The following is a 16,041-nucleotide window of genomic DNA, read 5'->3' as shown; positions in this document are numbered from 1 at the left end:
CGCGCGGCCGCGGGGCAACACCGACCCTCTGTCCCCGGCGGGCCCGGTTGGGGGAACCCCCCGCTCGACTCGAGCCGGGCGCGGTGGAAGCTGGTGGCAGGCCTGGCGTGAACTCCCTGCCGGGGTAAGGGCGGTGATGCGCTCGTACACCCTGCGCGCCCAGCGCCGCGACCCCGACGAGATCGACATCGACTTCGTCCTGCACGGCGTCGGGCCGGCTGCCGCCACGCCGGCGGGACCCGCCTCCCGCTGGGCCTCCCGCGCCGCCGCCGGCGACCGCGCGCTGCTCCTCGGCCCGGCGATCGCCGACAACCGCGCGATCCGCTTCCGTCCACCCCAGGGCGCCGACCTCGTCGTCGTCTGGGGCGACGAGACCGCCCTGCCCGCCGCCTCGGCCATCCTCGAGTCCCTGCCCGCCGGCACGCGCGTCCGCGCCTGGCTGGAGGTGCCGCACGCCGGTGACATCCAGGACCTCGCCACCGAGGCGGACGCGGAGATCACCTGGCTCGTGCACGACGCGGGCTCCCCCAGGGCCGTCGACGCGGTACGGGCCGCTCAGCTCCCGGCCGCCGACCGGCCGTACGTGTGGATCGCCGGTGAGTCCGGACGGGTGAAGGAGCTGCGCCGGCACTTCGTCCGTGAGCGCGGTGTCGACCGGCGCAGCGTCACCTTCGTCGGCTACTGGCGGCGGGGCATGTCGGAGGAGCAGCTCCGCGCAACGGAGTGACTCCCGCCGAAGTGACGGCGGTTACGGGAGGGATACGGCTTCCCGACGTAACTTAGGTTAGGCTAACCTAAGTTACAGCCTTTCGGCCCTCTCCCGTTTCCCGCGGCGGACCGTCCCCTCGGAGGACCCCCACATGCGCTCGCACCTGCTCAATGACCTCACCGCGGAGCACTACCGCCGCTCCGTGACCGAAGGAGTCGAGCGGGTGGCGGCCAAACTCGCCACCACCGGAAGGCCGTTCACCGGCGTGACCGTCGACGCCCTCGCCCCGGCCGTCGAGCGGATCGACCTCGACCGCCCCCTGCACGACACCGCCGCGGTGCTGGACGAGCTGGAGGAGGTCTACCTCCGCGACGCGATCTACTTCCATCACCCCCGCTACCTCGCCCACCTCAACTGCCCGGTGGTCATCCCGGCGGTGCTCGGCGAGGCGGTCCTCTCCGCGGTCAACTCCTCCCTCGACACCTGGGACCAGTCGGCCGGCGGCACCCTCATCGAGCGCAGGCTCATCGACTGGACGGCCGCCCGCATCGGCCTCGGCGAGGCCGCCGACGGCGTCTTCACCTCCGGCGGCACCCAGTCCAACCTCCAGGCCCTGCTGCTGGCCCGCGAGGAGGCCACGCGAGGGCGGGGGCGGCGGGAATGTCCGGCCTCCCTCGCGAAACTGCGCGTCTTCGCCTCCGAGGCCGGCCACTTCAGCGTGCAGAAGTCCGCGAAACTCCTCGGCCTCGGCCCGGACGCGGTGGTCACCGTCCCCGTCGACCACGACAAGCGTATGCAGACCGTCGCCCTCGCCCACGAGCTGGAACGCTGCCGGAAGGCCGGCCTGGTCCCGATGGCCGTCGTCGCCACCGCCGGCACCACCGACTTCGGCTCCATCGACCCGCTGCCCGAGATCGCCGGGCTGTGCTCCCAGTACGGCGTGTGGATGCACGTCGACGCCGCCTACGGCTGCGGGCTGCTCGCCTCCCTCAAGTACCGGGACCGCCTGGACGGTATCGACCGCGCCGACTCGGTCACCGTCGACTATCACAAGTCCTTCTTCCAGCCGGTGAGTTCCTCCGCCGTGCTGGTCCGCGACGCCGCCACGCTGCGCCACGCGACCTACCACGCCGAGTACCTCAACCCGCGCCGCATGGTGCGGGAGCGCATCCCCAACCAGGTCGACAAGTCCCTGCAGACCACCCGCCGATTCGACGCCCTCAAGCTGTGGATGACCCTGCGCGCGATGGGCGCCGACGGGATCGGCGAACTCTTCGACGAGGTCTGCGACCTGGCGGTGGAGGGCTGGAAGCTGCTCGCGGCCGACCCCCGCTTCGAGGTGGTCGTGCGGCCGTCCCTGTCCACCCTGGTCTTCCGCTGCATCCCGGCGGCGGTCACCGACCCGGCCGAGCTCGACCGCGCCAACCTGTACGCCCGCAAGGCCCTGTTCGCCTCCGGCGACGCCGTCGTCGCGGGCACCAAGGTCGGCGGCCGCCACTACCTGAAGTTCACCCTGCTCAACCCCGAGACGACGGCGGCCGACATCGCCGCCGTCCTCGACCTGATCGCCGGCCACGCCGAGCAGTACCTGGGAGAGTCCCTTGACCGCGCGTCCTGAAGCCCCCTGCAAGACCTACGACTTCCTGGGGATCGGGCTCGGCCCCTTCAACCTCGGCCTCGCCTGCCTCACCGAGCCGATCGCCGCACTGGACGGCGTGTTCCTCGACTCGAAGCCCGACTTCGAATGGCACGCCGGAATGTTCCTCGACGGCGCCCACCTCCAGACCCCGTTCCTGTCGGACCTGGTCACCCTGGCCGACCCGACCTCGCCGTACTCCTTCCTCAACTACCTGAAGGAGAAGGGCCGGCTGTACTCGTTCTACATCCGCGAGAACTTCTATCCGCTGCGGGTCGAGTACGACGACTACTGCCGCTGGGCCGCCGGCAAGCTGACCAGTGTCCGCTTCGGCACCACCGTCACCGAGGTGAGGTACGAGGACGAGCTCTACCTGGTCCGCACCGAGGCCGGCGAGACGTACCGCGCCCGCCGCCTGGTGCTCGGCACGGGCACGGTCCCCTTCGTTCCCGAGGCCTGCCGGGACCTGGGCGGCGGCCTCATCCACACCGCGCAGTACATGCACCGCAAGGCGGAGCTGCAGTCGAAGAAGTCCATCACGGTCGTCGGCAGCGGCCAGAGCGCCGCCGAGATCTGCTACGAACTCCTCGCCGGGATCGACGTCCACGGCTACGAGCTCAACTGGGTCACCCGCTCCCCGCGTTTCTTCCCGCTGGAGTACACCAAGCTGACCCTGGAGATGACGTCCCCGGACTACATCGACTACTTCCGCGCGCTGCCCGAGGAGACCCGCTACCGGCTGGAGAAGCAGCAGAAGGGCCTGTTCAAGGGCATCAGCTCGGACCTGATCGACTCGATCTTCGACCTGCTGTACCGGAAGAACGTCGAGAGCGGCGACCGTCCCGTCCCCGTCCGTCTGCTCACCAACTCCTCGCTCACGAGCGCCCGTCACTCGGACGGCGCGTACACGCTCGGCTTCCACCAGGACGAGCAGGACAAGGACTTCGAGATCCGCACCGAGGGCCTGGTGCTGGCCACCGGCTACCACTACAGCCCGCCGGCCTTCCTCGACCCGGTCCGCGACCGCCTGCGCTTCGACGGCCACGGCCGCTTCGACGTCGCCCGCAACTACTCGATCGACACCACGGGCCGCGGGGTCTTCCTGCAGAACGCCGGCGTCCACACCCACAGCGTCACGTCCCCCGACCTGGGCATGGGCGCGTACCGGAACTCGTACATCATCCGCGAACTGCTCGGCACCGAGTACTACCCGGTCGAGAAGACGATCGCCTTCCAGGAGTTCGCCGCATGAGCACCACCGCCGGCATCGGCACCTTCACGTTCCGTCCCCTCGACCCCGTCAAGGAGGCCGCGCTGCTGCACGGCTGGGTCACCCATGCCAAGGCGGCCTTCTGGATGATGCAGGACGCGAAACCGGAGGACGTCGAGCGCGCCTACCTGGAGATCGCGGCCGACGAGCACCACCACGCGCTGCTCGGGCTGCTGGGCGGCGAGCCCGCCTTCCTGATGGAGAGGTACGACCCCGCCCACCGCGAGCTGGTCGGCCTGTACGAGCCCGAGCCGGGGGACGTCGGGATGCACTTCCTGGTGCCGCCGACGGACACGCCCGTGCACGGGTTCACCAAGGCCGTCATCACCGCTGTGATGGCACACCTCTTCGAGGACCCGGCCACCGCCCGGGTCGTCGTCGAACCGGACGTGCGCAACAAGGCGGTGCACACGCTGAACGAGGCCGTCGGGTTCGTGGCCGCACGCGAGATCCGCAAGCCCGAGAAGCAGGCCCTGCTGAGCTTCTGCACCCGGGAGCGGTTCGAGAAGGCGGTAGCCGCGTGAGCCTCGCCGACACCGTCGCCCACCTGTCCCCCGAGCGCTGGGAGACGGCCAACCGCCTGCTCGTGCGCAAGGCGCTCGCCGAGTTCGCGCACGAGCGGCTGATCACCCCGGAGCGGGAGACCGGCGGGGACACCTATGCCGTGCGCAGCGACGACGGCCTCACCCACTACCGCTTCAGCGCCGTCCGCCGCGCCCTGGACCACTGGCAGGTGGACGCCGGTTCCATCACCCGTACCCGTGACGGCGCCGAACTCCCCCTCTCCGCACTCGATCTCTGCATCGAGCTGCGGGACTCGCTGGGGCTGAGCGACGAGATCCTCCCGGTCTACCTGGAGGAGATCTCCTCCACCCTCTCCGGCATCTGCTACAAGCTCACCAAGCCGAGGGTCACCTCGGCGGAGCTGGCGAGGAGCGGCTTCCAGGCCATCGAGACCGGGATGACCGAGGGCCACCCCTGCTTCGTGGCAAACAACGGACGGCTCGGCTTCGGCATCCACGAGTACCTGTCGTACGCCCCGGAGACCGCGAGCCCCGTCCGGCTGGTGTGGCTGGCCGCGCACCGCTCGCGGGCGGCGTTCACGGCCGGTGCCGGGATCGAGTACGAGAGCTTCGTACGGCGGGAGCTGGGCGCGCGGACCGTCGAGCGGTTCGACGGGGTCCTGCGCGAGCAGGGGCTCGACCCCGCGGACTACCTCCTCATACCCGTCCACCCCTGGCAGTGGTGGAACAAGCTCACCGTCACCTTCGCCGCCGAGGTCGCCCGCAGGCACCTCGTCTGCCTGGGCGAGGGCGACGACGAGTATCTGGCCCAGCAGTCCATACGGACCTTCTTCAACCGGTCGAACCCCGGGAAGCACTATGTGAAGACGGCTCTGTCGGTCATCAACATGGGCTTCATGCGCGGGCTGTCCGCCGCCTACATGGAGTCGACCCCGGCGATCAACGACTGGCTGGCCCAGCTGATCGACAACGACCCGGTGCTGAAGTCGACCGGCCTGTCGATCATTCGCGAGCGGGCCGCCGTCGGCTACCGGCACCTGGAGTACGAGGCGGCGACCGACCGGTACTCGCCGTACCGCAGGATGCTGGCCGCACTGTGGCGCGAGAGTCCCGTCCCGGCCCTCCAGGAGGGCGAGTCGCCGGCCACCATGGCCTCCCTGATCCATGTGGACCACGAGGGCGCGTCCTTCGCCGGCGCGCTGATCGAGCGGTCCGGGCTCGCGCCCGTCCAGTGGCTGCGGCACTATCTGCGGGCCTACTACACGCCGCTCCTGCACAGCTTCTACGCCTACGACCTGGTGTACATGCCGCACGGCGAGAACGTGATCCTGGTACTGAAGGACGGCGTGGTGCGGCGCGCGGTCTACAAGGACATCGCCGAGGAGATCGCGGTCATGGACCCGGACGCGGTGCTGCCGCCCGAGGTCCGGCGCATCCGTGTCGACGTCCCCGACGACACGAAGCTGCTGTCCGTCTTCACGGACGTCTTCGACTGCTTCTTCCGCTTCCTCGCGGCCGATCTGGCCAACGAGGGGATCCTGGAGGAGGACGACTTCTGGCGTACGGTCGCGGAGGTCACCCGCGAGTACCAGGAGTCCGCGCCCGAACTCGCCGACAGGTTCCGGCAGTACGACATGTTCGCCCCGGAGTTCGCCCGGTCCTGCCTGAACCGGCTCCAGCTGCGTGACAACCGCCAGATGGTGGACCTGGCGAACCCGTCCGGCGCGCTCCAGCTGGTCGGCAGCCTGCGGAACCCGATCGCCGGGTTCTGACACGAACCGGCGGGCACCCCGGGGCACGGTCCCCCGGGGTGCCCGTCAGCCTTCTCTCAACTCGTGGGCCAGGGTACCTGGGGTGACTTGTAGTACTTGACGCCGAGTGCGTCCCAGCGCGGGCCCTGGGCCGCCAGCCGCGTCCTGTAGGCGTCCCAGCCGTGAGTGGACGCGGGCGACCAGCCCAGCTCGGCCACGCCCGGCAGCCGCGGGAAGGCCATGTACTCGATGTCGGCGGAATCTGTGATCGTCTCCGTCCACAGCGGGGCCTCCACTCCCCGCACGGCCGAAGCGGGCACCCCGGCCAGATAGCTGCCCGGATCCCAGTCGTAGGACCGCCGCACCTCCACCAGGCCCGCCCAGTCCTGTCCCAGCGGGGTGTCCTCGGTGTACTTCATGTCGAGGTAGAGCCGGTCGGCCGGGGACAGGATCAGCCCGGTGCCGTTCCGCGCGGCCTTCGCCACCTGGGCCTTCTCGTCGGCGCCGGTGTCGTCCAGGCCCCAGTACTGGGCCAGGGCTCCCTCGGCCGGGTTCGCTCCGGTGAGCTGGTGCCAGCCGATCACCGTCTTGCCGTACTTGGCGACCAGGGGCTGGACCCGGTCCATGAAGGCCACGTAGTCGGCGTGGCTGGTGGAGTGCGCCTCGTCACCGCCGATGTGGAGATAGCGGCCGGGGGTGAGCGCGGCCAGCTCGCGGATGACGTCGCCCACGAAGTCGTACGTGACCTGCTTCGGCACGCACAGCGAGCTGAAGCCGACGTCGGTGCCGGTGTAGAGCGGGGGTGCCACGCCGTCGCAGTTCAGTTCGGCGTACGAGGCGAGGGCCGCGTTGGTGTGGCCGGGCATGTCTATCTCGGGGACGACCTCCAGGTAGCGGGAGGCGGCGTAGCGGACGATGTCGCGGTAGTCGGCCTTGGTGTAGTGGCCGCCGGTGCCGCCGCCGACCTGGGTGGAGCCGCCGTACGTGGCCAGCCGCGGCCAGGAGTCGACGGCGATGCGCCAGCCCTGGTCGTCGCTCAGGTGCAGATGGAGTTCGTTGATCTTGTACATCGCCAGCTGGTCGATGTAGCGCTTGACCTGGGCGACGGTGAAGAAGTGCCGGGAGACGTCGAGCATCGCGCCCCGGTAGGCGTAGCGCGGGGTGTCCCGGATCGTGCCGCCCGCGACCTGCCAGGGTCCGGGCTGGACGGACTTCTTCTCGACGGCGGCGGGCAGCAGCTGACGCAGGGTCTGGACGCCGTGGAAGAGACCGGCGGGCTGGGCGGCGGTGATGGTCACGCCCTGACGGCCGCTGTCGAGCCGGTAGCCCTCCGCGCCGTACGGGCCCTTGGCGAGGTGGAGCCGGATGCCTCCGGAGCCGCCGTGCGCGGTGACCGGGAGGCGGTAGCCGGTGGAGGGCCGGAGGACGTCCGCGAGGTATTCGCCCACGTGGCGCGCCGCTCGCGTGTCGTCGACGCGGATACCGGTGTCGCGGGTGATGCGGTACGGGGATCCGCCCGGGTCGACCGAGGCGGGGGCCGGGACCACCCGGCCGAGGGGAATGGCGGTGTGCTGCACGGGCGGTGCGGCTCCTACGGCGAAGGCTCCGGCCGCCGCCACGAGGAGCAGCGCACCGAGCAGTCGGGCCGGGCGGGGAGTCGTGCTGTGGTGCCGTCTCACAAGCGCTCCCTTCGGAATTGGTAGAGACCACTCTCCCGCAGAACCGGTGAAACAATCACCCCATGGCGGAAATCATCCAGAAGGACGGCACCTGGGCCTTCGACGCCGACGCCCTGCGACTGACCCCGGGCCGGGACAAGAACGTCAGCCTGCTGCGCCGGACCCTCGGTGAACTGGTCGTCCCCCTGGGCGCGTTGGCCGGTGTCTCGTTCGAGCAGGGAAAGAAGTCGGGGCGGCTGAGGCTGCGGCTGAGGCTGCGGCTGCGCGACGGCGCAGACCCGCTGCTGCACGCCACCGGCGGCCGCCTCGCCGAGCCCGACGACCCCTACCAGCTGACCGTCGAGTCCGACCGCTACGGAGTCGCCGAGTACTTCGTGGACGAGGTCCGCAACGCCCTGCTCCTGGACCGGGTTCCGGCCGACCCGGTGACCGAGTACCTGCTGCCCGGCCCGTCCGTCCCGCTCTCCGTCTCCGCCGGGGACGGCACGGCGAGCTTCGACGGCGAGCACGTGCGCCTGGAGTGGAACTGGAAGACCGAGGACGCCAAGGCCGCCGCGGGCGCCCGTTCCCTGGCCGTCGCCGCCATCGAGGGCGTGGAGTGGCAGCCGGCCGCCGGGCTGGAGAACGGCCACCTGCGCTTCACCGTGCGGGGCGCGGGCACCAAGGCACCGCCGAAGTACGACCCCAACGCCGTGGAGCTGTGGGGCTTCAAGAAGGACCCGCTGATGGCACTGGTCGCGGCGGCCGTACAGGCGCGGCTGCCGCATCCGTCGGCGGCCGCCGTGCCGGACGTAGGGCCGGAGCCGCCCGAGGCACCGGAGCAGCGGCCCGCGCCGGCCGCCGGCGAGGACGACCACGACGCGCTGCTGCGGCGGCTGCGCGAGCTGGGCGACCTGCACCGCACGGGCGTGCTGACGGACGAGGAGTTCGCCGTGGCCAAGCGGGCGGTCCTCAAACGGATGTGAGGACCGCCCGCGTGCCCTGAAGCGCCGGGTCCCGGCCGCGGGGCCGGCGCGGCCGGTCACTTCGCCCGGCGCGCCACCGTGAAGTGGTCGATCCGGTCACCGGTCTCGGCGATGCCCTGGACCTTCAGGGTGGTGTAGCGGCCCTTCGGCGCGGGGGTCACGTCCACGCGCAGGAAGGAGTAGTTCAGGTAGCGGACGCGCGACCAGGTCACGGTCTCGTTCTGCCTGCCGTCCTTGAGGTTGACGAACGAAGCCACGGAGTCGACCTCGTTCTCGTGCCCCTCGTAGGAGTCCGGGGCGCTGAAGGCGTACAGGCTGCGGCCCGCCGCGCCGGCCGTGACGTACACCACGCCCTCGGTCTCGGAGTAGGCCGTGCCGCCGATCGGCAGCTTCTTGGTGACCGCGTTGCCCCTGATGACGTCCGTGCGCTCGTACTGGTGGTTGTGGCCGTTGATGACCAGGTCCACCTGGTACTTGTCGAACAGCGGCACCCACTCCTGGCGCACGCCCCCCTCCGAGGCGTGCGCGGTGGAGGTGCAGTACGCGCAGTGGTGGAAGAACACGATGACGAAGTCGATGTCCTTCGAGGCGCGGAACTTCTTCAGCTGCGCCTCGAACCACCTGGTCTGGGTACCGCCGGAGATGCCGAGGTTGGCCGGGATCTCGAAGGAGACGTCGTTGGGGTCCAGCGAGATGATCGCCGTGTTGCCGTAGACGAAGGAGTAGACGCCCGGGAGGTTCTTCTTGTCCGGGCCGTTGTCGGGGAGGGTCCAGCGGGCCTCCTCGCCGCCGTAGCCGTTGGGCGAGTACCAGGCCTCCATGTCGTGGTTGCCGTAACTGACCATCCACGGGATCTGCTTGGCGACCGACTCGGTCTGGTACAGGAACTGGTCCCAGGTGCGCGAGTCGAAGCCGGTGTCGGAGGTCTTTCCCTGGCCGGCCGGGTCGCCGTAGGCGATGTCGCCGGCGTGCAGGTGGAAGGCCGGGTTCTGGCCGAGGATCAGGCTGTCGTTGGCCAGGGCGTGGTAGCTGACGCCCTGGTCGCCGAAGGCCGTGAAGGTGAACGGCGCCTTGCGGTCGGGCGCGGTGGTGAAGGTGCCCAGGGTGCCGAGCAGGTGCCGCTCGGCCGGGTCGAAGCCCTCGTGGCCGACGCCGTAGTAGTACGTCCTGCCGGGGCGGAGGTGGGTGAGCCTGGCGTGCAGGTAGTACTGCGTGTGGTCACCGCTCGCGCCGACGCCGGCCGGGGTGTAGAGGGTGCGGACCTCGGCCTCGATCCTGCGGGAGAGGTCCCAGGGGTGGGCGCCGATGCGGATGAACGGCTTCTTCACGGCGACCGGGACCTGCCACGAGATGGTCATCTCGGTGCTGGGGTCGTTGCCGTAGGCGAGGTGGCGGCCGAAGGGGGCGACGAGGGCGCCGTCGACCGTCTCGGTGGCCGGGGCGGTGGACTGGGCGGGAACGGCCGCCTGGGCGGTTCCGCCCTGTACGAACGCGCCACCCGTGACGGCGCCCAGCGTGACGGCACCGCCCCTGATCATCGTGCGCCGTGAGAATCTGGCGCGCAGGTACTCGTGCTGTTCGGCCATGCTCATGCGCTCGGCCAGCTTCTCGGGTACTCCCATGCGAGGAATGTCCATGGCGTCTGAAACTCGTCTCCACAGGCGACGAGACGCAAGACACAGGATGGACGGATCGCGAACAGGGGTCCATGAGAGATTCAACGTTCGCCCAAAGATCATCAACAGATCGCTGCCCGGAATCGGGCAGGATTCTTGCGAAACCGGCGCCGGTGGCTCAGGATCTACCGGGTGCACGACGAACTCGTTGATCATCTGACGCGGTCCACGCCCCTGAACCGGGGGGAGGCGCTGCGGGTGATACAGGACGTGCTCGCGTACTTCGACGAGACGACCGAGGACTACGTCCGTCGCCGCCACCGCGAACTCCAGGCCCAGGGCCTGGTGAACGTGACGATCTTCGAACGGATCGAGGCGGACCTGAAATACCGGGCGGTGGCGCCGCCGGAGCTCACGCTCAGGCAGCTGCGCCGCATGGTCTACGGCTGAGAACCAGCCGGGAACAACAGGCTGAGGGATACCTATATATGTGCGGAATTGTCGGATACATCGGGAAGCGTGACGTCACCCCGCTGCTCCTGGAGGGCCTGCAGCGCCTGGAGTACCGCGGTTACGACTCCGCGGGCATCGTCGTCACCTCTCCGAAGACGGCCGGCCTGAAGATGGTCAAGGCCAAGGGGCGGGTCCGTGACCTGGAGGCCAAGGTCCCGGCGCGCTTCAAGGGCACCACCGGCATCGCCCACACCCGCTGGGCCACCCACGGCGCCCCGTCCGACGTGAACGCCCACCCGCACATGTCGGGCGACAAGAAGGTCGCCGTCGTGCACAACGGCATCATCGACAACGCCTCCGACCTGCGCCGCAAGCTGGAGGCGGACGGCGTCGAGTTCCTCTCCGAGACCGACACCGAGGTCCTCACCCACCTGATCGCCCGCTCCCAGGCGGAGACGCTGGAGGAGAAGGTCCGCCAGGCGCTGCGGGTCGTCGAGGGCACGTACGGCATCGCGGTCATGCACGCCGACTTCCCGGACCGCATCGTCGTGGCGCGAAACGGCTCCCCGGTGGTCCTCGGCATCGGCGAGAAGGAGATGTTCGTCGCGTCGGACATCGCCGCGCTGGTCACCCACACCCGCCAGATAGTCACGCTCGACGACGGCGAGATGGCCACCCTCAAGGCCGACGACTTCCGCACGTACACCACCGAGGGCACCCGTACGACGGCCGAGCCGACCACGGTCGAGTGGGAGGCCGCGTCCTACGACATGGGCGGTCACGACACCTACATGCACAAGGAGATCCACGAGCAGGCCGACGCCGTGGACCGCGTGCTGCGCGGCCGCATCGACGACCGCTTCTCCACCGTGCACCTCGGCGGTCTGAACCTGGACGCCCGCGAGGCGCGCCAGATCCGCCGCGTGAAGATCCTCGGCTGCGGCACCTCGTACCACGCCGGCATGATCGGCGCCCAGATGATCGAGGAGCTGGCCCGCATTCCCGCGGACGCCGAGCCCGCGTCCGAGTTCCGCTACCGCAACGCGGTCGTGGACCCCGACACCCTGTACGTCGCGGTCTCGCAGTCCGGTGAGACGTACGACGTACTGGCCGCCGTCCAGGAGCTGAAGCGCAAGGGCGCCCGGGTGCTGGGCGTGGTCAACGTGGTCGGTTCGGCGATCGCCCGCGAGGCCGACGGCGGCATCTACGTGCACGCCGGACCCGAGGTCTGCGTGGTGTCCACCAAGTGCTTCACCAACACGACGGTCGCCTTCGCGCTCCTCGCCCTGCACCTCGGCCGCACCCGCGACCTCTCGGTCCGCGACGGCAAGCGGATCATCGAGGGCCTGCGGAAGCTGCCGGAGCAGATCTCCGAGATCCTCAAGCAGGAGGACGAGGTCAAGCAGCTGGCCGAGGAGTACGCCGACGCCCGCTCGATGCTCTTCATCGGCCGTGTCCGGGGCTACCCGGTGGCGCGTGAGGCCTCGCTGAAGCTCAAGGAGGTCTCGTACATCCACGCCGAGGCCTACCCGGCCTCCGAGCTCAAGCACGGCCCGCTGGCGCTGATCGAGCCCGCCCTGCCGACGGTCGCGATCGTCCCGGACGACGACCTGCTGGAGAAGAACCGCGCGGCCCTGGAGGAGATCAAGGCCCGCAGCGGCAAGATCCTCGCGGTGGCGCACCAGGAGCAGGAGAAGGCCGACCGGACGATCGTCGTCCCGAAGAACGAGGACGAGCTCGACCCGATCCTGATGGGCATCCCGCTCCAGCTCCTCGCCTACCACACGGCGAAGGCGCTGGGCCGGGACATCGACAAGCCGAGGAACCTCGCCAAGTCGGTGACGGTGGAGTAGCCGCCCCCGGCCGAATAGCGCCGAAAAGAACGGACCCCCACGTGTGCCACCTGACACGGGGGGTCCGCTCATGTCGCCGGGGACGCCCAACTCCCCGGCGTCGGCTGCCCATTAGCCGGTGGCCGTCACCCCCCGGCCGGCAGCGCGCCTGGGAAGGACCGTCGGCCAGTGCGCGAGGGCCGCGGTCGCCGCGTACCAGGCCACCGCACCGGCCGCCACCGCGCACCAGCCGCCCACCTTGGTCAGGCTGGAGCTGTCGGCGAAGCGGGCCACGGCGAGCACGAGCATCGCCAGGCACAGCAGGCCGTGCGTGCCCCGGGCGAGCATCTCCCCGCCGGCCAGGGTCAGGGAGAGCGCCACCAGGGCGAACAGGAGCAGGAAGAGGCCTGCGGCGTTGTCGGACATCTGGCTTCCGGCCGAGACGGCCCAGGTGAACCAGAGGGCGCCGAGCGCCGAGAAGGCCGTACCGGTGGCGCTGTCGCGGTCGCGGAACGCCAGGAGGCCGGCGACGAAGAGCGCGACGCCGCCTACATAGTGGGCCAGTGACACGGCGTCGGATGCAGACACGCCGTCGATCAGGTCGGTGTAGCCGAGTCCGAAAGCCAACAGGGTTATTCCCAGGGCGAGTCGACCCACGACGGTGGTCGTGGTGTTCCCCGCGGAGACGTCGTTGTCCACGGCGGGCTCCCTTCATGCATGTGCAGTTGCGCGGTGACCGATATATGCCCTTCACAAGGGCACAAACACCTCTACGCGCGAGTAGATTCGTACAGGCACAAGGGAAATTGACGGAGCGTGAGCGGATTACGGGATGACCACCACGGGCCGCTTCGCCCGCTTGGCGAGCCGCCCGGCGACGGAGCCGAAGATTCGGCCGACGATGCCGTGGGTGGAGCCGACGACGATCGCGTCGGCCTCGTACTCGCGCCCGACCTCCTCGAGCTCGTGGCAGATGTCACCGCCGCGCTCGACGAGGATCCACGGCACCTCGGCCAGATAGTCGGCGCAGGCGAGTTCCAGCCCCAGCACCTCGGTGCGGTGGTCCGGCACGTCGACGAAGACGGGTGGCTCGCACCCCGCCCACACCGTGGTGGGCAGCCGGTTCGCGACGTGGACGATGATCAGACCCGATCCGGAGCGGTGGGCCATGCCGATCGCGTAGGCGAGGGCTCGTTCGCTGGACGTGGAGCCGTCGAAGCCGACGACCACGCCGTGCTTGAACGCGGGGTCGCAGGAAGGGCGTGACTCTTCCGCCGCCAGGGGCTCGGCCGCCGTGGGGTCGGCGACGGGGCGCTTGCGGTCCGCGGGTTCGAAGAATTCGTGACCGGCCATGAGTGTCTCGGCGTTTAGATCCTCGTGGGTGGGACGACTGTGTGCGGCGGAGCTGTGTCCGGGAAACATCTTCCCAACCCCATACCCCCAAGGGTACGGCGGCACGCCTCCTTGGCCCAGATCCCGTGCACGCTCCGTAGCGGGATCCCTCGAAGCCCGGTAGGGGTTCCCCGGAGCATGCACGAGCCGCGCCCGTAACGCAATGCTTGCTGCCCCGTACAGGCGGTTTGCACGGGATTCAAACAACCGTACCGAGCCCGGTCGGGTGCGCACAGTGACCGACGGATCGAACACGCGTTGAACGCGGTGAGCCACCGCCCGGAGGCACCCCAGGGAGTCACAGGGAGAGCGACATGTCCGGACCACCCACCACCGAACAGCGCCCCGCCCCGGACACCGTGAGCGAACTGGTCCGCTGGGCGGCCTTCAGCTGTGTCGTGGTGCCGGTGGTCCTCCTCTGGTACGGCACCTCGCTGGCCGGCGCCACCGGCACCGCGCTCGGCCTGGCCGCCGTCACCGGTGCGTGCCGTCTGCTGCTCCGCCGCTCCGAGCGCTGCGCGGCCCAGAGAGGCGGACGTCACACCCGGGCCGATACACCGGTCGACTGACCGGTTTCCGCGCACACGGACGCATCTTTTCAGCCAACTTCTCGACACCGTGCAAGACTTGCCCCCACCACCCCCCAACCCCCGTTCCACCTGCAGGGAAAGGGTCCAGAGGGGCCTGCGCACCCTACGCGGTTTAGCCACTGCGACGAGGCGCACTTCCCTGCACGGCCCACGAGTGCAACGCTTCGTGATCGAATGCTTCACGCCAAGTTGTCATGTCGACAATGTGCCGAGTGTCTATCCGGGTCACCGCGACTACGCGGGACCCAGTAGATTCGATCTTGACTTTCTTTACGGCGGGGGACTCGTGCAGGACCGAGGGGAAACGTGCAGGAGCGACACAACCGAGGAGCCGCGACCACCGAGGGGGGCTTAGCAGGATGAGCCACGACTCCACTGCCGCGCCGGAAGCCGCGGCCCGGAAACTCTCCGGGCGACGCCGCAAGGAGATCGTCGCGGTGCTGCTGTTCAGCGGCGGCCCCATTTTCGAGAGTTCCATACCGCTTTCGGTGTTCGGTATTGACCGACAGGACGCCGGAGTGCCGCGCTACCGACTGCTGGTGTGCGGCGGCGAGGAAGGCCCACTGCGGACCACAGGGGGCCTGGAACTCACCGCACCGCATGGCCTGGAGGCGATCTCACGGGCGGGCACCGTCGTGGTGCCGGCCTGGCGCTCGATCACCTCTCCTCCCCCGGAGGAGGCGCTGGACGCGCTGCGCCGGGCACACGAGGAGGGAGCCCGGATCGTCGGACTGTGCACGGGCGCCTTCGTCCTGGCCGCGGCGGGCCTGCTGGACGGACGCCCGGCGACCACGCACTGGATGTACGCGCCGACGCTGGCGAAACGCTATCCGTCGGTGCACGTGGATCCGCGCGAGCTGTTCGTCGACGACGGGGACGTACTGACGTCGGCCGGCACCGCGGCCGGGATCGACCTGTGCCTGCACATCGTGCGGACGGACCACGGCAACGAGGCGGCCGGCGCGCTGGCCCGCCGGCTGGTGGTCCCGCCGCGCCGGAGCGGCGGTCAGGAGCGCTACCTCGACAGGTCTTTACCAGAGGAGATCGGCGCCGACCCGCTCGCGGAGGTCGTCGCCTGGGCACTGGAACACCTGCACGAGCAGTTCGACGTGGAGACGCTGGCGGCGCGCGCGTACATGAGCAGGCGGACGTTCGACCGACGATTCCGCTCGCTCACCGGCAGCGCCCCGCTCCAGTGGCTGATCACCCAGCGGGTGCTGCAGGCGCAGCGCCTGCTGGAGACGTCGGACTACTCGGTGGACGAGGTCGCGGGCCGCTGCGGCTTCCGCTCGCCGGTGGCCTTGCGCGGTCACTTCCGCCGTCAGCTGGGCTCGTCCCCGGCGGCCTACCGCGCCGCGTACCGGGCGCGCCGGCCGCAGGGCGACAAGCACGGTGAGGGCGAGGCGGTGGTGAATCCGGCCGGACCGGTGCCCGGGCTGCCGTCCGGACCCGTGGGGCCGCCCCCCGCCCTGCTGCACCCGGAGAGCCCGGTGCCGATGCAGTCCCGGCGCACGGCCGCGGTCGGCCTGTCGGCGGACCACGCCCGGGAGGCGTACGCGACCAGCCGCGCGAGCCTGCCGGGACCGCGCAGCGGCAGCTGAGACGAAGAAGAGGGGTCCGGGGC

At 70.0% G+C, this 16,041-nt stretch carries 14 protein-coding genes; 10 read left to right on the top strand and 4 right to left on the bottom strand.

Features of this window, described 5'->3' with window-relative positions; genetic code table 11:
• From ACFW2E_RS20885 to ACFW2E_RS20865, 5 genes are all read left to right on the top strand, one after another.
• Window positions 1-727: siderophore-interacting protein (locus ACFW2E_RS20885; RefSeq protein WP_384468491.1), on the top strand; the 727-nt coding region annotated here is incomplete at its 5' end.
• A gap of 133 nt (window positions 728-860) precedes the next feature.
• Entirely contained in the window at window positions 861-2,327 is a 1,467-nt protein-coding gene (gene desA / locus ACFW2E_RS20880; protein WP_384468489.1) for a lysine decarboxylase DesA, read from the top strand.
• Window positions 2,311-3,597, top strand: a complete 1,287-nt coding sequence (locus tag ACFW2E_RS20875) for a lysine N(6)-hydroxylase/L-ornithine N(5)-oxygenase family protein (RefSeq protein ID WP_384468487.1) — start codon at window positions 2,311-2,313, stop codon at window positions 3,595-3,597. Before desA ends, ACFW2E_RS20875 begins: the two co-directional genes overlap by 17 nt.
• A complete protein-coding gene (locus ACFW2E_RS20870) occupies window positions 3,594-4,139 on the top strand; it encodes a GNAT family N-acetyltransferase (RefSeq protein ID WP_384468485.1) in 546 nt (181 codons plus the stop codon). Before ACFW2E_RS20875 ends, ACFW2E_RS20870 begins: the two co-directional genes overlap by 4 nt.
• Window positions 4,136-5,911, top strand: a complete 1,776-nt coding sequence (locus ACFW2E_RS20865) for an IucA/IucC family protein (RefSeq protein ID WP_384468483.1) — start codon at window positions 4,136-4,138, stop codon at window positions 5,909-5,911. Before ACFW2E_RS20870 ends, ACFW2E_RS20865 begins: the two co-directional genes overlap by 4 nt.
• A 56-nt stretch (window positions 5,912-5,967) precedes the next feature.
• Here the strand turns inward: ACFW2E_RS20865 and ACFW2E_RS20860 are convergent, their stop codons facing one another.
• Window positions 5,968-7,569: a beta-N-acetylhexosaminidase gene (locus tag ACFW2E_RS20860; RefSeq protein ID WP_384468481.1), complete on the bottom strand. Its 1,602-nt coding sequence runs from the start codon at window positions 7,567-7,569 to the stop codon at window positions 5,968-5,970.
• Between the two features lie 62 nt (window positions 7,570-7,631).
• Here ACFW2E_RS20860 and ACFW2E_RS20855 point away from each other — a divergent pair, with 62 nt between their 5' ends.
• Window positions 7,632-8,534: a DUF4429 domain-containing protein gene (locus tag ACFW2E_RS20855; RefSeq protein WP_384468479.1), complete on the top strand. Its 903-nt coding sequence runs from the start codon at window positions 7,632-7,634 to the stop codon at window positions 8,532-8,534.
• A gap of 56 nt (window positions 8,535-8,590) precedes the next feature.
• On the opposite strand, the gene ACFW2E_RS20850 is transcribed toward ACFW2E_RS20855, so the two are convergent.
• Window positions 8,591-10,156 (bottom strand): fibronectin type III domain-containing protein, encoded by a 1,566-nt coding sequence (locus tag ACFW2E_RS20850; RefSeq protein WP_384468477.1) that lies wholly within the window; start codon window positions 10,154-10,156, stop codon window positions 8,591-8,593.
• 186 nt (window positions 10,157-10,342) lie between these two features.
• Here ACFW2E_RS20850 and ACFW2E_RS20845 point away from each other — a divergent pair, with 186 nt between their 5' ends.
• The gene (locus ACFW2E_RS20845) at window positions 10,343-10,600 is read left to right on the top strand and encodes a hypothetical protein (protein WP_384468475.1); all 258 of its coding nucleotides are present in this window, start codon (window positions 10,343-10,345) and stop codon (window positions 10,598-10,600) included.
• Between the two features lie 38 nt (window positions 10,601-10,638).
• Window positions 10,639-12,456 carry a glutamine--fructose-6-phosphate transaminase (isomerizing) gene (gene glmS / locus ACFW2E_RS20840; RefSeq protein WP_384468473.1) on the top strand — a complete coding sequence of 606 codons (1,818 nt, stop codon included), beginning with the start codon at window positions 10,639-10,641 and terminating at the stop codon, window positions 12,454-12,456.
• Window positions 12,457-12,567: 111 nt separating this feature from the next.
• On the opposite strand, the gene ACFW2E_RS20835 is transcribed toward glmS, so the two are convergent.
• Window positions 12,568-13,134 (bottom strand): GPR1/FUN34/YaaH family transporter, encoded by a 567-nt coding sequence (locus ACFW2E_RS20835; RefSeq protein ID WP_384468471.1) that lies wholly within the window; start codon window positions 13,132-13,134, stop codon window positions 12,568-12,570.
• Window positions 13,135-13,260: 126 nt separating this feature from the next.
• Window positions 13,261-13,788 carry a universal stress protein gene (locus tag ACFW2E_RS20830; protein ID WP_384468469.1) on the bottom strand — a complete coding sequence of 176 codons (528 nt, stop codon included), beginning with the start codon at window positions 13,786-13,788 and terminating at the stop codon, window positions 13,261-13,263.
• A gap of 353 nt (window positions 13,789-14,141) precedes the next feature.
• Between ACFW2E_RS20830 and ACFW2E_RS20825 the strand changes: the two genes are divergently transcribed.
• Window positions 14,142-14,396 carry a hypothetical protein gene (locus ACFW2E_RS20825; RefSeq protein WP_384468467.1) on the top strand — a complete coding sequence of 85 codons (255 nt, stop codon included), beginning with the start codon at window positions 14,142-14,144 and terminating at the stop codon, window positions 14,394-14,396.
• Between the two features lie 380 nt (window positions 14,397-14,776).
• Window positions 14,777-16,018, top strand: coding sequence for a helix-turn-helix domain-containing protein (locus ACFW2E_RS20820; protein WP_384468465.1), 1,242 nt, complete (start codon window positions 14,777-14,779; stop codon window positions 16,016-16,018).
• Window positions 16,019-16,041 lie beyond the last annotated feature (23 nt).

It is taken from the genome of Streptomyces sp. NPDC058964, from assembly GCF_042741275.1.
GTDB lineage: Bacteria > Actinomycetota > Actinomycetes > Streptomycetales > Streptomycetaceae > Streptomyces.
This window is presented reverse-complemented; position numbering and strand designations above follow the sequence as displayed.

Excerpts from the sequence above, each read along its gene's own strand:
- ACFW2E_RS20820 (WP_384468465.1), top strand. The coding sequence starts at position 14,777 with ATGAGCCACGACTCCACTGCCGCGCCGGAAGCCGCGGCCCGGAAACTC.
- ACFW2E_RS20825 (WP_384468467.1), top strand. The coding sequence starts at position 14,142 with ATGTCCGGACCACCCACCACCGAACAGCGCCCCGCCCCGGACACCGTG.
- ACFW2E_RS20850 (WP_384468477.1), bottom strand. The coding sequence starts at position 10,156 with ATGGGAGTACCCGAGAAGCTGGCCGAGCGCATGAGCATGGCCGAACAG.
- glmS (WP_384468473.1), top strand. The coding sequence starts at position 10,639 with ATGTGCGGAATTGTCGGATACATCGGGAAGCGTGACGTCACCCCGCTG.
- desA (WP_384468489.1), top strand. The coding sequence starts at position 861 with ATGCGCTCGCACCTGCTCAATGACCTCACCGCGGAGCACTACCGCCGC.
- ACFW2E_RS20830 (WP_384468469.1), bottom strand. The coding sequence starts at position 13,788 with ATGGCCGGTCACGAATTCTTCGAACCCGCGGACCGCAAGCGCCCCGTC.
- ACFW2E_RS20870 (WP_384468485.1), top strand. The coding sequence starts at position 3,594 with ATGAGCACCACCGCCGGCATCGGCACCTTCACGTTCCGTCCCCTCGAC.
- ACFW2E_RS20855 (WP_384468479.1), top strand. The coding sequence starts at position 7,632 with ATGGCGGAAATCATCCAGAAGGACGGCACCTGGGCCTTCGACGCCGAC.